The sequence below is a fragment of the Albidovulum aestuarii genome (assembly GCF_029961185.1).
Lineage (GTDB): Bacteria > Pseudomonadota > Alphaproteobacteria > Rhodobacterales > Rhodobacteraceae > Albidovulum > Albidovulum aestuarii.
Genome location: NZ_JASBQQ010000002.1, coordinates 325,324 through 339,760 on the forward strand (window position 1 = coordinate 325,324; position 14,437 = coordinate 339,760).

Sequence of the window (14,437 nt, forward strand, 5' to 3'; positions counted from 1 at the left end):
AAGGCCACATGGCACCGATCTCGCCGATGTCGTTGCGCCTCACGCACCCTGCCGGGACCGCGATTCGACTCAAACCCGGTTTCATGCCAATCATTGAACAGTCTTTGATTTTATGGAGTTATCCGCAACCAGGGGGACGGAACATGACGAAACAATTGCGCGCCGCGGCAACGGTATCGGCTGTTCTTGCGCTATCCGTCATCGCGACCCCCGTCTTGGTTCAGGAAAATCCCGCCGAGCGCGTGGATATGATCAGGACCCAGAATGCGCTCAGGCTGGTTCGTGATTTTGGATACGACAGCCGCCATTTCCACTTTCTGATGACGACCGCGATCATATCGTTTGAAGGCGGCTGGATGGCCCGCGACGCGGCGGAGGGCCTGTCCTACGCTGAAAACCTCAGGGAAGTTGCAAAGAGCCAATACCTTCCGAAATACAATCGGCTGCGGGCGCGACTTGAGACCAACAAGAACCTTGATGAAGAGGAAAAGGCAAAGGTCGACGCGGCGGTCGGTCAGATGCTGGACCTTGTCGCGCTGTCGCACTTAGTCGCTGAAGCGTTGGACGCTGGCGACGGCGAGACAGCTAACAAGCTGTTTCATGAAACAGCCTTCCCCAATTTCAAAGACGTCTGGGCGACGAACTACACCCTGGCAACCAATGCGGAACGGCGGCTTCCACGTCGCTGAAACCGTCCGCAAAACTTGTGGTTTTATAAGGACCAATTCGAAGATAACAGCGGCACGTCCGGTCGAAACCGGGATGAAAAGTTTTGTGCCAAAACTTTTCATCCCGCTACGGAAGGATTTTGTCCCAAAATCCTTCCGTAGCCGCACCCGACTTCATTTTCCGGCTTTGCGCACGATCTGTCGCAGTACACCGTGCAGCGTCTGAACATCGGCCCGCGTCAGCGGCATCCGGCTCCAGAGATTGCGAAGGTTCAGCTTCATCCCCTCGGCCTTCGTCGCGGGGAAGAAGAAACCCGCCTCCTCCAGCCGCTCCTCGTAATGATCGCCAAGTTTCTCGACCTCGATCGCGGGGGCAAGCTCGGTGCCTGCTAGTTCCAGCACCTCGGGCGGGGTCGCGTCACCCTGCCGCCGCCATTCATAGGCGCAAAGCAGCACTGCCTGACCGAGATTGAGCGAGGCGAAATCAGGGTTCACAGGGATCGAGATGATGGCGTTGGCGCGAGATATGTCCTCGTTCTCCAGCCCGGCACGTTCGGGCCCGAAGAGGATGCCGACCTTCTGGCCGGACGCACAAAGCGCGCGGGCATGTTCCATCGCGCGTTCCGGCGTCATCACCGGCTTGGTCAGGTCGCGCGAGCGCGCGGTCGTCGCGAATACATAGGAACAGTCGTGGATCGCCTCCGGCAGCGTCTCAAAGACGCCCGCATGATCCAGCACCTTTCCCGCCGCGCCCGAGGCCATTGCGACGGCGCGCGGATTGGGCCAACCGTCGCGCGGGTCGATCAGCCGCATATGCGTGAGTCCGAAATTCAGCATGGCGCGGGCGGCGGCGCCGATATTCTCGCCCATCTGCGGCCGGACAAGAATGAAGGCGGGCTGAAGGTCGGACATGGTCGTTTTCCTGTTGTTCGCGGCCTGATACGATGACGCGCCCCAACCCGCAAGGAGACGGCCATGCCATGGGATGAAGGACTGGCGCAACTGATGCGCGACGATCTCGCCGATGAACCGGTCGCCGAGAAGAAGATGTTCGGCGGGCTCGCCTTTCTTCTCAACGGCCATATGGTCTGCGGCATTCACAAGGGCGGTGCGATGTTCCGGGTGGGTAAGCCGAACGAGGCGGCGGCGCTGGCGATCCCGGGCGCGTCGCCGATGATGTTCACCGGCAAGCCGATGTCGGGCATGATCGACTTTTCCGATGCGGCGACCGCCGACGATGCGCTGCGGGGAAAGGCCATGGCCCTCGCGCTCGGCTTCGTCAAAAGCCTGCCGCCCAAGTAGCCCCGTAGCCAAGCGGGTAAATCTGCGCTAATCGGCAGCGGAACCGCAAGACCCGGAGCCACCCATGGCCGATAACGACCGCCCGCAGATCTACCTCATCACCCCCCCGGATTTCGATCCGGACATTTTCCCCGACCGCCTGGCCGCCGTTCTCGATGCCGAGGAGATCGCCTGTATCCGCCTCGCGCTTGCGGGCGGGGACGAGGACCGGATCGGCCGGGCGGCGGATGCGGTGCGGATGGTCGCGCATGACCGCGATGTGGCCGTCGTGATCGAGACGCATCTGAAACTCGCCGAACGCCACGGGCTCGACGGTGTTCACCTGACCGACGGCGCGCGCAATATCCGTGACGCCCGCAAGGCTTTGGGTGCCGACGCCATTGTCGGCACTTTCTGCGGCACTTCGCGGCATGAGGGGATCAATGCAGGCGAGGCCGGGGCGGACTATGTGGCCTTCGGGCCGGTGGGCGATACCGCGCTCGGCACCGGCGCCCGCGCCGACCGCGACCTCTTCGCCTGGTGGTCCGAGATGATCGAGGTCCCGGTCGTGGCCGAGGGCGGGCTTACCGACAAACTGGTGGCTGATCTTGCCCCGGTCACGGACTTCTTCGGAATTGGCGGAGAAATGTGGTCGGCCGATGACCCCGCAAAGGCCCTGCGGGCACTCTTAGCATCTCTCGGTGTCTGAGATCGATCTCCAGCCAGCGAGAAAACCCGTTCATGAACAAAAGATTATCCCTCGACCATAAGCCTGACTGATCCTGTACGGCCGATCGTGTCGGCCGAACCAAGCTTAATGATTGGTCAAGAAATGACGCCCGGATCGGCACGGTCCTGCCCTGACTTCGCCGAAGTTCCGGTCCAGGGTGAGCATGTTAAACGAGTATGAGGTTGTGGCGATGCGACTTGAACGGCAACACCCCAATTCGATAGTGGATTTCGGTACTTATCTGGGCATATCGGCAGACATTGGCGATATTGACCGGCGTGAGGCTGTCATCAGAGAACTCCGTGATCGATACGACAGTCCGGTGGAACTCGCAAAACAGCCGGATCTGCTCTATCGGCTACATGCAATTCTGAACGCCTAAGGCGACGGCACTTCGTCGTGCTGCTGTAGTGTGTCGGCGTAGTCGGTTCCGAGGATCGCGCGCAGTTCATGACGGACGGCTTCCTCGCAATGGCGCGCCAAATCCTTCCGCGTGGCAAAGCCATCGACGCTGACCGATTCGTGGAACACGACCTCTACAGCGCCCTGCCTTGGTCTGGCCAATACCTTCGCCAAATGCGGCCCGAAGGCCATGTCTCCCCACCAGCCATAGAAGCGCACACTCGCGCCTGGCGGTGCGCGGTAGATCACGGTCACCGGCTGAATCTCCATCACGTGTTCCAGACCGTGGCTGTAGAAGGCTGCAAATAGCGTTGGCTTGAACGGCAAAACACGCAGTCCGTCGGTTGACGTCCCCTCGGGGAAGAAAAGCAGCTTGTGGCCTGCCCGTATCCGCTCCTCGAACAGGGCTTGCTGAACCTTGGCCTGTTTCGGGTCACGGGCGATGAAGGCGGTACCAGTCGCCCGCGCCAGCCATCCGATAAAGGGCCAGCGCGCGACCTCGGCCTTGGAGACAAAATAGACCGACTGACAGGCATTCAGCGCGAAGATGTCGAGCCAGGACGAGTGGTTCGCCACCACAGCGCCAACATGATGCATCGGTTGCCCCTGCACCGAATACCGCATCCCCATGATCGGGAAGGCAGCCCGGCAGACACCGCGTGTGATCCGGGGGGTAAACGGCCGGTTCAGACCGCACAGCGGCCGTTCCACCAGACGGCAGAGCAGCAGCAGTCCCAGACCGCCGAACGTCACCAGCCCCAGAACCCCGCCGCGCAGAAGGATCAGCGCCAGACCCGCCGGGCCAAGAGGCGGGCGGTCCGACGCGATCTCCGACCGCCATGTCGTCACGTACGGGCCTCATGCTTGCGGGTGTAGAACCCTTTATGCCGCGCGCTCATCGCAGCGGTGTCCATCAAGAGGCAGACATCGGTCGTGTTGAAGGCCCGATCGACAAATGCGCCGTCACCGACAAAGCCGCCCAGCCGCAGATAGGCCTTGATCAGGGCAGGCATCGCCAGCATCGCCTGTCGGCGGTCCAGCTGGTCTGCGGGCACCAGATCCATGCGTTGATAATACGCGGGCAGAGCCCGCACCCGCAGCACTTCCGGGGCCAGATGGTGGTGATGAAGCCACGACAGCGGCATTTTCAGCGTCTCGATATCCGTGCCGTGGAAACTGGCGACGCCAAAAAGCACCTCGATCCCGTGTTCCAGCACATAATCGGCCAGTGCGTTCCACAGAAGAAACATCGCCGGACCACCGCGATAGTCGGCATCGACGCAGGACCGTCCCAGTTCCAGAAGCGCACGACCGGATGCCTTCAACGGACCAAGATCGTATTCGCTGTCGCAGTAAAACCGCCCGAATTCGGCCGCGCGATCGCCGCGCAGCAGCCGGTAAACGCCAACCACGTGGTCGAGCTCGGCGATATTCCGGCGAGGATCGACGAGGATGAGATGGTCGTTGACCGGGTCGAACTCGTCCCGTTCGAGCCGGTTGGCGTGATCGACCATCGGTCCGTCGCCGCCCAGTTCCTCGACGAATACGCGGTAACGCAACCGCTGCGCGGAGAGAAAATCGGCTTCGCGCACGGCCAGCCGGACCTGAAGATGCGTGCTATCTGGGGTCATCGCCAGCGTTCGAAATCTGCGTTTCCTGCTCTGTCCGGTTTTTAGGATGGGCAATGCCCATTTGCAACCAAAGGCCCGGTCTGGTGGCGTTGACTAATCTCTTAGGTTGCGTTTAAGTCTTCGAAATCGCCCGAAGGTTAAGTGCCGTCATCCATGACCAGAACCAGTTCGACACGTGTTCCATCGATCACCTTCTTTCCGGCATGTTCGAAATTCACCGTCACTTTCTGGCCGATCCGTGACTGGACCTGGCCCAGCCCCCAGTCGGCACAGGTCGGATGGCGCACGAACATCCCCGGCTCAAGTATCTCGTTCAAGACCCGTAACTCCTCGTAAAGGACAGTATTCCATGCCGCTTGCACCACCCGACGATCTGACGGCGCTTCTCGGATCGCGCATCTGTCATGACCTTATCAGCCCCCTTGGCGCGATCGGCAATGGGGTTGAGTTGCTGATGATGACCGGCGCGGCGCAGGGACCGGAAATGGCGCTGATCTCGGAAAGCGTCACGAATGCCAGCGCCCGTATCCGGTTTTTCCGGATCGCTTACGGGCTCGCCAGTCCGGGGCAGCCGGTCGCCCGCAGCGAAATCCGCTCGATTCTCGACGACATGACGCGCGGCGGGCGGCTTTGCATCGACTGGCAGGTTGCAGGCGATGCGCCACGTCCAGAGGTCAAGCTGGCATTTCTTGCGTTGCAATGTATTGAGACCGCCCTGCCCCATGGCGGACGCGTCATCGTCACGAATGCGCCTGTGTGGAGGATTGAGGCGAAGGCCGAAAAGCTGAAGGTCGACCCGAACCTCTGGGCCCGGCTTGACGGTTCCTCCCCCGGCACGGATATCTCGGCATCTCATGTGCAATTCGCACTTCTGCCTGATGAGATCCGCCGGTCGGGCCGCAAACTGTCGGTCGAAATCGATAGCGGGCATATCGCGATCAGTTACTGAGCGCAGCCGATGCAGGTCATCACCACCGGATCGACATCCAGCCGACCGGTGCCGATGAAGCTGCCGCAGTTTGCGCACCAGCCGAACTCACCGTCCTCCATCCGCCGGAGCGCCGCGTTCAGGGCCACCCGGCGCTGGCCCCGCCGGGCCTCGATCGCGGCCGCCATGGCCTGACCCTGCATCGCATCCATGCGGCTGAGCCGGCCAACAGATTGCTGGTCCAGTTCCACAGGCCTGCGGTCGTCGCTGGTTGCATCCGTCGCGGTGTCGAGTTGCGCAAGCTCGGCCTTGATCATCGGCCGGTAACGTGTGGCAAGGTCGGCGTCCGTCGGTTCGCTCACGCCCGGACCGTTCCGTCGCCGGTCACGAGGTACTTGAAACTCGTCAACTGCTCCGCGCCCACCGGCCCGCGCGCATGCATCTTGCCTGTGGCGATGCCGATTTCTGCCCCCATGCCGAACTCGCCGCCATCGGCGAACTGGGTGGAGGCATTGCGCATCAGGATCGCACTGTCGAGACGCTGGAAGAACCGACCCGCAGTGGCATTGTTCTCAGTCAGGATCGCCTCGGTATGGTTCGAGCCATAGGTCCGAATATGGGCGATGGCGCCATCGACATCCTCCACGACTTTCGCCGCGATGATCATGTCGAGGAATTCGCGCCCGAAATCATCCGCTTGCGCAGGTTTTGAGCCCCGAAGTCCCTCTGCCCTGACCTCGACCCCCGCCGCGATCAGGTCATCGACAATCTGCTGACCCAGCGTGGCCGCGATGTCCTTGTGGACCAGCAGGCATTCCGCCGCGCCGCAGATGCCGGTGCGTCGCGTCTTGGCATTCAGGACAACCGCACGGGCCTTTTCGGGGTCCGCATCCTTGTCGACATAGACATGGCAGATGCCTTCGAGATGGGCAAAGACCGGCACCCGGGCCTCCTTCTGGACAAGCCCCACGAGCCCCTTGCCGCCCCTCGGCACGATCACGTCGATATGCTCCACCGCCTTCAGCATCTCGGCCACCGCCGCCCGGTCGCGGGTCGGCACAAGCTGGATCGCCGCTTCCGGCAGCGCCGCCGCCTTGAGCCCCTCAACCAGACATTTATGGATGGCACGCGAGGAATGGAAGCTTTCCGAGCCGCCGCGCAGGATCACAGCATTGCCGGATTTGAGGCACAGAGCGCCCGCATCGGCGGTCACGTTGGGACGGCTTTCATAGATCACGCCGACCACACCCAAAGGCGTCCGCACTCGCTGGATATGAAGCCCCGTGGGCCGGTCCCATTCGGCGATGACCTCGCCGACCGGGTCCTTCTGCTCGGCGACGGAACGCAGACCATCAACGATGCCACGAATGCGGTCTTCGTTGAGCTTCAGCCGGTCCATCATCGCCGGGCTCAGGCCCTTGTCGCGGCCATAGTCGAGGTCGCGGGCATTCGCTTCGATGATCTCCGACCGCCGCGCCCAGACCGCATCCGCCGCCGCGATCAGCGCGGCATGCTTGCGTTCGGCGGTGGCAAAGGCCAGCTCTGCCGCAGCAGCCCGCGCATTCCGGCCCATCTCCACCATCAGGGCCGGTATATCGCTGAAATCTTTCATCTTCTTCTGTTCCAAAATACTCGCGCCGCAGGCATGGCCCGTCAGGGCCACCCGTCAGAACGCCATATCGTCCCGGTGAACCATCGGCCCGCGACCGGCATAGCCGAGAATGGTCTCAATGTCACCCGAACGTCGCCCGGCAATGGCCTTCGCTTCGCCCGCCGAATAGCGCACCAGCCCCTTGGCCAAAGCCTCGCCCGCAGGGCCAAGGACGGCCACCGGATCGCCGCGTTCGAACCGGCCGCTTACGCGTGTCACCCCTGCAGGCAGGAGCGACTTGCCCGATTTCAGGGCCGTGACAGCACCGGCATCGAGATGCAGCTCCCCGCGCGGTTTCATCGCCGCGATCCAGCGCTTGCGCGCCAGTTGTGGCGTGCCTTCGGGCAGGAACCAGGTGCAGTTGGCGCCTTCGGCCAGCGCCTTCAGCGGACGCAGGACAGAGCCCTCGGTGATCGCCATGGCGCAACCACCCGCGACGGCGGTCTTGGCGGCAAGAAGCTTGGTCTTCATGCCGCCTTTCGAAAGACCCGAGACGGGATCGCCCGCCATTGCCTCAATCTCGCCCGTGATCTTCTCAACGATCTCAAAGCGTTGGGCTGCGGGGTTCACCTTAGGATTGTCGGAGTAGAAGCCGTCGACATCCGACAGGAGCACAAGCTGATCCGCGCCGATCGTCACCGCGATCTGGGCGGCCAGACGGTCATTGTCGCCAAAGCGGATCTCATCCGTGGCCACGGTGTCGTTCTCGTTCACGATCGGCACGACGCCAAGACCCAGAAGCGTCTCCATCGTCGCGCGGCTGTTCAGATAGCGCCGACGATCCTCAGTATCTTCCAGCGTCACCAGAACCTGACCGGCGGTCAGACCGTGGGGGGCCAGCACCTCTTCATAGGCGCGGGCCAGCCGGATCTGGCCGACTGAGGCCGCCGCCTGGCTCTGATCGAGGGAGAGCGCGCCTTTCGGCAGGCCGAGCACCCCGCGCCCCAGTGCGATGGAGCCCGAGGAGACGAGGATCACATCGGCGCCGCGCGCCTTGGCCGCCGCGACGTCTTCGGCCAGCGCCACGAGCCAGTCGCGCTTGAGCCCGCCCGCCAGATCGACGAGCAGCGCCGAGCCGATCTTGACCACCAGCCGCCGCGCGGCTGCGATATCGGGCCTCAGGGTTGCCACGGCTGATCATCCTCGGGTTCAGCCTGTTTCCGTGTCCTGGCGATCACCTTCCAGAGCACGCGCAGAACGTCCTGCACGCCTTCGCCGGAGACGCCGGACATCAGATGCACCGGCCCGTCCGCCGCCTTCTCAAGGCTGCGCTTGCGGTTCGCCAGCGTCTTGGCATCCAGCGCGTCGATCTTGTTCAGCGCGGTAATCCGTGGCTTAGCCGCAAGGTCGGGAGAATACGCCTCAAGTTCCGTCAGGATCGTCTTGTAATCCTTTGTGATCGTTGAGGATGTTCCATCAACGAGGTGCAACAGGACCGAGCACCGTTCGACATGGCCGAGGAACATATCGCCCAAGCCCCGGCCTTCCGACGCGCCTTCGATCAGGCCCGGGATGTCGGCCATCACGAATTCGCGGCCATCGACGCCCACTACACCAAGATTAGGTACCAAAGTGGTGAACGGATAGTCCGCGATCTTGGGTTTGGCGTTCGAAACCGCGGCGAGGAAGGTCGATTTGCCAACGTTCGGCAGACCCAGAAGCCCCGCATCGGCGATGAGCTTCAGGCGCAGCCAGATCGTGCGTTCGACGCCTTCCTGACCGGGATTGGCGCGGCTGGGCGCGCGGTTGGTGGAGGATTTGAAGCGCAGGTTGCCCCAGCCGCCGTTGCCGCCCTGTGCGAGCAGAACACGCTGCCCGACCTCGGTCAGATCGGCGATGATGGTTTCCTCATCCTCATCAATAATTTCGGTGCCGACAGGCACCTTTAGCACGATATCCTCACCTGTCTTGCCGGTGCGTTGCGAGCCCATGCCCGGCTGTCCGGACTTGGCGAAGAAATGCTGCTGATAGCGGAAGTCGATGAGCGTATTCAGCCCCTCGACCGCCTCGGCCCAGACCGAGCCGCCATTGCCGCCATCGCCGCCATCGGGGCCACCGAATTCGATGAACTTCTCGCGCCGGAACGAGACGCAGCCCGCGCCGCCGCCGCCGGAGCGGATATAGACTTTGGCGAGGTCGAGAAACTTCATAGGTCAGGCTTTCCTTGGGGTCGTGTGGCGATAGCTTGTGGCGGCGGTTTTCGCAAGGGCGGCGCTGTCGGCAGCGCGTCTGCAAAGCGTCAGCAAAACGTATGGCAGGCGCGCGCGGTGGGGTAAGGGTTCGGCCTCGGCTGCGCCTCGGCCGATCGAAGCGGGGGCCAGCCCCCGCCCCCCCGAAGTATTTTTGCCAAGAAGAAGCTGCAGGGACCAGCCGCCGGGACCGGACAGGTCCGGCCCAAGGTCAGTCACCCCATCTTGCGCAGATAGGTCCAGGTCGGTGCGGTGGCGCCGCGGGCGACCGAGAAGGCCTCGGCATCGCCGAGATATTCGAAGCCGCAATTGGTCAGCACCCGGGCCGAACCCGGGTTGTCCTGAAAGACCTCGGCAAAGAGCGTCCGCGCCTGCTGGGGATTGGCTGCAACGATGGCGGCGACGGCCTCGGACGCGTAGCCGGTGTTCCAGAAGGCGGGGGCGACCCAGTACTTGATTTCGCTCTGCGCGCGCTCCATCCGAGTCAGGCTGACGAGGCCGAGGACCTCGGCATGGCCGAGCTCTGATCCGTCCAGAACCCAGATATCCTCCCCCCGGCCGTTCGCGAGCACACGGGCGATAAACGCCGCGGTCGCGCCGGGAGGCAGCGGGTGGGGAATGGTGCGCGTACCTTCGGCGACGCGCCTGTCGGCGGTATACATCTCGATGAGGCCGGCATCCGACATCCGCAAGGGACGCAGAACGAAACGCTCGGCCGCCAGCGCAGGCTGGACGACGATCGGTTCCTGCATCATGAACTCTTCCTCCGCCTCAACGAATGGCGAGGATCACGGCCGCCCTACCGGCCATGCCCCGTCCGACACTCGCAATGTGACGCGCGACCCTCCCGGCCGCTTTGGGCGCCACGCTGCCCGATACACCCCAAATGGGGCGTGAGCATGACCGGATCAAGCTTGCGCCGTTCACACGTACCGTGATCATGCTCATCACTGCCTCATTGAAACCGTACACTGGCAAACTCCTGCCTGTAAAAGAAAAGGGACCGGCCTTTCAGCCGGTCCCCGTCTACAATCCGATTGTAAAGGTTCGGCTTACTCGGCTGCCTCCGCCGCCGGGAGGACCGAAATAAAGGTGCGGCCCTTGAGACCTTTCTTGAAGGTCACGCGGCCTTCGGCGGTTGCAAAGATCGTGTGGTCACGACCCATGCCGACGCCTTCGCCCGGCCACCAGGTGGTGCCGCGCTGACGCACGATGATGGCGCCCGGCTGAGCCGCCTGACCGCCATAGAGTTTCACGCCGAGACGGCGACCGGCCGAGTCGCGGCCGTTGCGGGAGGAACCGCCTGCCTTTTTATGTGCCATGGGGTGTTACTCCTTCGCTTTGGCCGCGGCCTTTTTGGGCGCAGCTTTTTTTGCCGGGGCGGCCTTGGCTTCGGCTTTCTTGGCCGGGGCCTTTTTCGCCGGGGCAGCTTTCTTTTCGGCCTTTTCCGCCGGGGCCGCGTTGTTATGCGCGGCAACGCGGGCGGCATGGGTGCCAACGGCTTCCTTCACGCCCGACTTGTCCGCGCCCGAGGCGAGGATGTCGGTGACGCGCAGCAGGGTCAGCTTCTGGCGGTGGCCACGGGTGCGCTGCGAGGAGTGCTTGCGGCGGCGCTTCCAGAAGGTGATGACCTTGTCGGCCTTGATGTCGTCGATGACTTCGGCCTGGACGGCGGCGCCCTTGACGAGCGGCGCACCCAGAACCGGCTTGTCGCCGCCGATCATGAGAACTTCGTTGAACTGGACTTTGTCACCAGCGGCGGCTGCGATCAGTTCCACGCGGAGCACGTCGCCCGCCTGAACCTTGTACTGCTTGCCACCGGTCTTGAGGACCGCGAACATGGGTCTTTCCTTCATTTCTGCCGCGCCCTGTGGCCCCGGATCATCCGGCGTTTATGGGTTTCCCCGCCTCGGGCAGCGCGCCCCGTTTCGGGACGACATTACCAAAGATAGAATCCCGGCCGGGCCGAGAGACCCGCCGGGATGCGGGCTTATCAGGCAGGAGGGGGCGAAAGTCAAGGGCGGCTGCAGAGGATTTCATCCATGTCGCAAACGGGATTGCGCGTTGTCGCCGCGAGGCGGATGGTACGCCGCATGCGCGATCACAAGGCCTTTCTGAAGTCCCTTTCCCCCGAACGCAAGACGGCGCTGACCGAAACCAGCGACCGCGCCGGTCTGCTGCATCTGGCGGGCCATGCCGGGCTGATCCTGATCCTCGCCGCGCTGATCGCGGCGCGGGTGCCGTTCTGGGGGCTTCTGCTGCCGCTTCAGGGCATCGCCCTCATCTTCCTGTTCACGCTGGAACATGAATGCACCCATCGGACCCCGTTCCGCTCTGCCGCGCTGAACGATTGGGTGGGGCGGGTCTGCGGCTTTCTCATCTTCCTGCCGTTCGAGTGGTTCCGGGCGTTTCACCTTGCCCATCACCGTTTCACCAACATCCCCGGCGAAGACCCTGAACTGGATGCAAGCAAGCCCGCGACCCTGCGAGACTGGCTGGTCCATGTGTCGGGCCTGCCCGTCTGGCGGGCGAATATCGCGCTGATCCTGCGGCTGGCGGCGGGGCGAGAGCGGGCGCGGTACCTCTCTGACCGGGCCCTGCCCCGGATGGAGCGCGAGGCGCGGGTTCTGCTAGTACTCTATGCGCTGGTGGGATTGTCGCTGATCTGGTCGTCCCTGCTGCTTTGGGTCTGGATCGTCCCGGTCCTTCTGGGTCAGCCCTTTCTGAGGCTCTATCTTCTGGCCGAGCACGGCGACTGTCCCTTTGTCGCGAACATGTTCGAGAATACCCGGACGACCTTCACCAACCGGATCGTCCGCTTTCTGGCCTGGAACATGCCCTACCATGTCGAGCATCACGTCTATCCGGCAGTGCCGTTTCACCGCCTGCCAGAGTTGCACGGGCTGATGCGGGAGAAATTGCAGGTCACGGCAGACGGTTATGCGGTCTTTACCCGCGACTACTTGCGACGCCGGATGTAAATTGCCCGGACCAATGTACCCGTCACAATCCCGGCGTGGCCCTTGCCGGAGCGATCAGTTACTGGGTTTCAGGCTTACGCAACATATCAGACCGGACCGGCCATGACCGACCTTGCGCCATCGAAACCGACGACCGGCGACACCCTGCCGGGGTTCTTCTTCGCGCTCTCGGCCTATCTCCTCTGGGGTTTCCTGCCACTGTACATGAAGGCTCTTGCCCATATCCCGCCGGTGGAGGTCATCGCCCACCGGGTGCTCTGGTCGGTGCCGGTCGCAGGGATGATCCTGATCGCGACCGGGCGCACGGCCGATCTGGCACGGGCGCTTCGGACGCCGCGCATGATCGGGATGGCTGTAGTGACCGCGGCGCTCATCTCGATCAACTGGGGCATCTATGTCTGGGCCATCGGCTCGGGCCACGCGCTGGATGCGGCCCTTGGCTATTACATCAACCCGCTCTTTTCGATCTTCCTCGGCGCGGTTCTCTTGCGCGAACGGCTTGCGCCGACTCAGTGGGTCGCCATCGGCCTCGCGGCCCTTGCCGTCGCGATCCTGACCTGGGAGGCGGGACGGCTGCCTGTCGTGGCGCTGGCTCTGACCCTGACCTGGGGGTGTTATGCGTTTTTCAAGAAGAAGCTGCCGATCGGTCCCAATCAGGGCTTCATGCTGGAAGTGCTGTTGCTGACCCCGCCGGCGCTGGCCTACGCGGTCTGGCTGGCCCGCGACGGAGCGGGTCATTTCATGGAAGGTGTGGCCTTCGATACCTGGATGCTGGTCGGCTGCGGTCTGGTGACAGCGGTGCCGCTGATCCTCTATGCCAACGGGGCGAAGCTGCTGCGGCTCTCGACCATCGCGATCATGCAGTACATCGCGCCGACGATGATCTTCCTGACGGCCGTCTTCGTTTTCGACGAACCGTTCGGAACCGCCCGCGCCATCGCCTTTCCTCTGATCTGGACGGCGCTTGTCGTCTATACCGCGTCGATGGTGCGTCAGGCACGGCGGCGCTGAGATAGCTCAGCGCAAAGGATACCGGTCGCCCTTCTGGTCGATCAGCAGCACCCTCTGACCATTGCGGACATAAAGATCACAGCGCGAGAATCCGTTGACGAAGTCGACACAGACCTCGCCATCGGATTCGATCCGATAACGCCCTTCGGCCCGGTCCCCGCCGTCATATATATAGGCATAGGCCCCGTCCGGGCCGTATTCCGACTGACCGCCATCATAGAACCGCACTTCATTTTCCATGAGAAACGCGGTGACATCGGTCATGCCGAGCGGTTCATCGCCGTCCCGCATTTCCCACCCGGCGGCGTGGGCAGGCACGGCGAAAGCGAAAAGCAGGACGAGGGCGCGCATTGGGACTCCTTTCGGCTGGTGTCCAGAAAACAATCCCCTGCGCCAGCGGTCAACGCACCATCCGGTGAACGGCCGGAGGACGGTTCGGCGATTCACCCTGAATTAACGGTTTCGTGGCAGGCTCAAACCGTGGGGGCTCCGATTGGGGAGCTGGATGATGACGGACTGGCACGCGGTCATACCGCCGCCCGCTGTCGCGACGGCCATGATGCGAACACCTCAGCAGACCGATGCCAAGCGGGTCACCGCCCCGGCGGATTCGGGCAATATCGGCAGTGATGCGAATAACCGCCATCCTCGCACCACTGCGCAAATACGCCACCCCGTCGTCGTGCCTCCGCAGCCTGACACCGACCGGCCGACCGGCCCGCCACCCGCTTTCGAGGCCAATGTGCTGGAAGCCGAGGCAGAGCGCCGCCGGTCGAAAATTGCCGGGGATGACACGGGGATACCAAAGGCGCCGACGGATAAAGACAAGCTGGAAACCGGCCGCACAAAGGACGGGTCGTCAGTTTTCCCCGGCAACCGACCGGTGCCGAACAATACCGGCACCGGACCTTATTCCGATCCGCCCGCTCTCGCGGACCTTCAATTGGACCTGATCCGTTGACCTC

The 14,437-nt window shown here is 63.1% G+C and carries 18 protein-coding genes and 1 pseudogene; 7 read left to right on the forward strand and 12 right to left on the reverse strand.

Annotated elements, in window-relative coordinates; translation table 11 throughout:
- Positions 1 to 8: 8 nt before the first annotated feature.
- A complete protein-coding gene (locus tag QKW60_RS06355) occupies positions 9 to 689 on the forward strand; it encodes a hypothetical protein (protein WP_282367349.1) in 681 nt (226 codons plus the stop codon).
- Positions 690 to 842: 153 nt separating this feature from the next.
- Here the strand turns inward: QKW60_RS06355 and QKW60_RS06360 are convergent, their stop codons facing one another.
- Positions 843 to 1,580, reverse strand: a complete 738-nt coding sequence (locus QKW60_RS06360; RefSeq protein ID WP_282367351.1) for an RNA methyltransferase — start codon at positions 1,578 to 1,580, stop codon at positions 843 to 845.
- Between the two features lie 63 nt (positions 1,581 to 1,643).
- Between QKW60_RS06360 and QKW60_RS06365 the strand changes: the two genes are divergently transcribed.
- Positions 1,644 to 1,970, forward strand: a complete 327-nt coding sequence (locus tag QKW60_RS06365; RefSeq protein ID WP_282367353.1) for a TfoX/Sxy family protein — start codon at positions 1,644 to 1,646, stop codon at positions 1,968 to 1,970.
- Between the two features lie 64 nt (positions 1,971 to 2,034).
- A complete protein-coding gene (locus QKW60_RS06370) occupies positions 2,035 to 2,658 on the forward strand; it encodes a thiamine phosphate synthase (protein WP_282367355.1) in 624 nt (207 codons plus the stop codon).
- A gap of 399 nt (positions 2,659 to 3,057) precedes the next feature.
- On the opposite strand, the gene olsA is transcribed toward QKW60_RS06370, so the two are convergent.
- The 3 genes from olsA to QKW60_RS06385 all read right to left on the reverse strand — a co-directional run bounded on the left by olsA (position 3,058) and on the right by QKW60_RS06385 (position 5,029).
- Positions 3,058 to 3,930, reverse strand: coding sequence for a lyso-ornithine lipid O-acyltransferase (gene olsA / locus QKW60_RS06375; RefSeq protein ID WP_282367357.1), 873 nt, complete (start codon positions 3,928 to 3,930; stop codon positions 3,058 to 3,060).
- On the reverse strand, positions 3,927 to 4,712 hold the full coding sequence (gene olsB / locus QKW60_RS06380) for an L-ornithine N(alpha)-acyltransferase (protein WP_282367359.1): 786 nt from the start codon (positions 4,710 to 4,712) through the stop codon (positions 3,927 to 3,929). Before olsB ends, olsA begins: the two co-directional genes overlap by 4 nt.
- A 137-nt stretch (positions 4,713 to 4,849) precedes the next feature.
- Complete coding sequence (locus tag QKW60_RS06385) at positions 4,850 to 5,029, reverse strand: DUF3553 domain-containing protein (protein WP_282367361.1); 180 nt, start codon at positions 5,027 to 5,029, stop codon at positions 4,850 to 4,852.
- 32 nt (positions 5,030 to 5,061) lie between these two features.
- On the opposite strand from QKW60_RS06385, the gene QKW60_RS06390 reads away from it, so the two are divergent.
- Positions 5,062 to 5,661 (forward strand): histidine phosphotransferase family protein, encoded by a 600-nt coding sequence (locus QKW60_RS06390; RefSeq protein ID WP_282367363.1) that lies wholly within the window; start codon positions 5,062 to 5,064, stop codon positions 5,659 to 5,661.
- On the opposite strand, the gene QKW60_RS06395 is transcribed toward QKW60_RS06390, so the two are convergent.
- From QKW60_RS06395 to rplU, 7 genes and pseudogenes are all read right to left on the reverse strand, one after another.
- Positions 5,655 to 6,002: a TraR/DksA family transcriptional regulator gene (locus QKW60_RS06395; protein ID WP_282367364.1), complete on the reverse strand. Its 348-nt coding sequence runs from the start codon at positions 6,000 to 6,002 to the stop codon at positions 5,655 to 5,657. The genes QKW60_RS06390 and QKW60_RS06395 overlap by 7 nt on opposite strands.
- Entirely contained in the window at positions 5,999 to 7,252 is a 1,254-nt protein-coding gene (locus QKW60_RS06400) for a glutamate-5-semialdehyde dehydrogenase (RefSeq protein WP_282367365.1), read from the reverse strand. Before QKW60_RS06400 ends, QKW60_RS06395 begins: the two co-directional genes overlap by 4 nt.
- 54 nt (positions 7,253 to 7,306) lie before the next feature.
- Positions 7,307 to 8,422, reverse strand: coding sequence for a glutamate 5-kinase (gene proB / locus QKW60_RS06405; RefSeq protein ID WP_282367366.1), 1,116 nt, complete (start codon positions 8,420 to 8,422; stop codon positions 7,307 to 7,309).
- Positions 8,410 to 9,441, reverse strand: a complete 1,032-nt coding sequence (gene obgE, locus QKW60_RS06410) for a GTPase ObgE (RefSeq protein ID WP_282367367.1) — start codon at positions 9,439 to 9,441, stop codon at positions 8,410 to 8,412. Before obgE ends, proB begins: the two co-directional genes overlap by 13 nt.
- A 254-nt stretch (positions 9,442 to 9,695) precedes the next feature.
- On the reverse strand, positions 9,696 to 10,235 hold the full coding sequence (locus QKW60_RS06415) for a GNAT family N-acetyltransferase (RefSeq protein ID WP_282367368.1): 540 nt from the start codon (positions 10,233 to 10,235) through the stop codon (positions 9,696 to 9,698).
- A 297-nt stretch (positions 10,236 to 10,532) separates the two neighbouring features.
- Positions 10,533 to 10,802 (reverse strand): 50S ribosomal protein L27, encoded by a 270-nt coding sequence (gene rpmA, locus QKW60_RS06420; RefSeq protein WP_282367369.1) that lies wholly within the window; start codon positions 10,800 to 10,802, stop codon positions 10,533 to 10,535.
- A 21-nt stretch (positions 10,803 to 10,823) separates the two neighbouring features.
- Positions 10,824 to 11,321 (reverse strand): annotated as a pseudogene (gene rplU / locus QKW60_RS06425) (50S ribosomal protein L21); the annotation flags it as partial.
- A 252-nt stretch (positions 11,322 to 11,573) separates the two neighbouring features.
- On the opposite strand from rplU, the gene QKW60_RS06430 reads away from it, so the two are divergent.
- Positions 11,574 to 12,461: a fatty acid desaturase gene (locus tag QKW60_RS06430; RefSeq protein WP_282367371.1), complete on the forward strand. Its 888-nt coding sequence runs from the start codon at positions 11,574 to 11,576 to the stop codon at positions 12,459 to 12,461.
- 102 nt (positions 12,462 to 12,563) lie between these two features.
- Positions 12,564 to 13,472, forward strand: a complete 909-nt coding sequence (gene rarD, locus QKW60_RS06435; RefSeq protein WP_282367373.1) for an EamA family transporter RarD — start codon at positions 12,564 to 12,566, stop codon at positions 13,470 to 13,472.
- A gap of 6 nt (positions 13,473 to 13,478) precedes the next feature.
- Here the strand turns inward: rarD and QKW60_RS06440 are convergent, their stop codons facing one another.
- Complete coding sequence (locus QKW60_RS06440; RefSeq protein WP_282367375.1) at positions 13,479 to 13,823, reverse strand: hypothetical protein; 345 nt, start codon at positions 13,821 to 13,823, stop codon at positions 13,479 to 13,481.
- Between the two features lie 157 nt (positions 13,824 to 13,980).
- Here QKW60_RS06440 and QKW60_RS06445 point away from each other — a divergent pair, with 157 nt between their 5' ends.
- A complete protein-coding gene (locus tag QKW60_RS06445; RefSeq protein WP_282367376.1) occupies positions 13,981 to 14,433 on the forward strand; it encodes a hypothetical protein in 453 nt (150 codons plus the stop codon).
- Positions 14,434 to 14,437 lie beyond the last annotated feature (4 nt).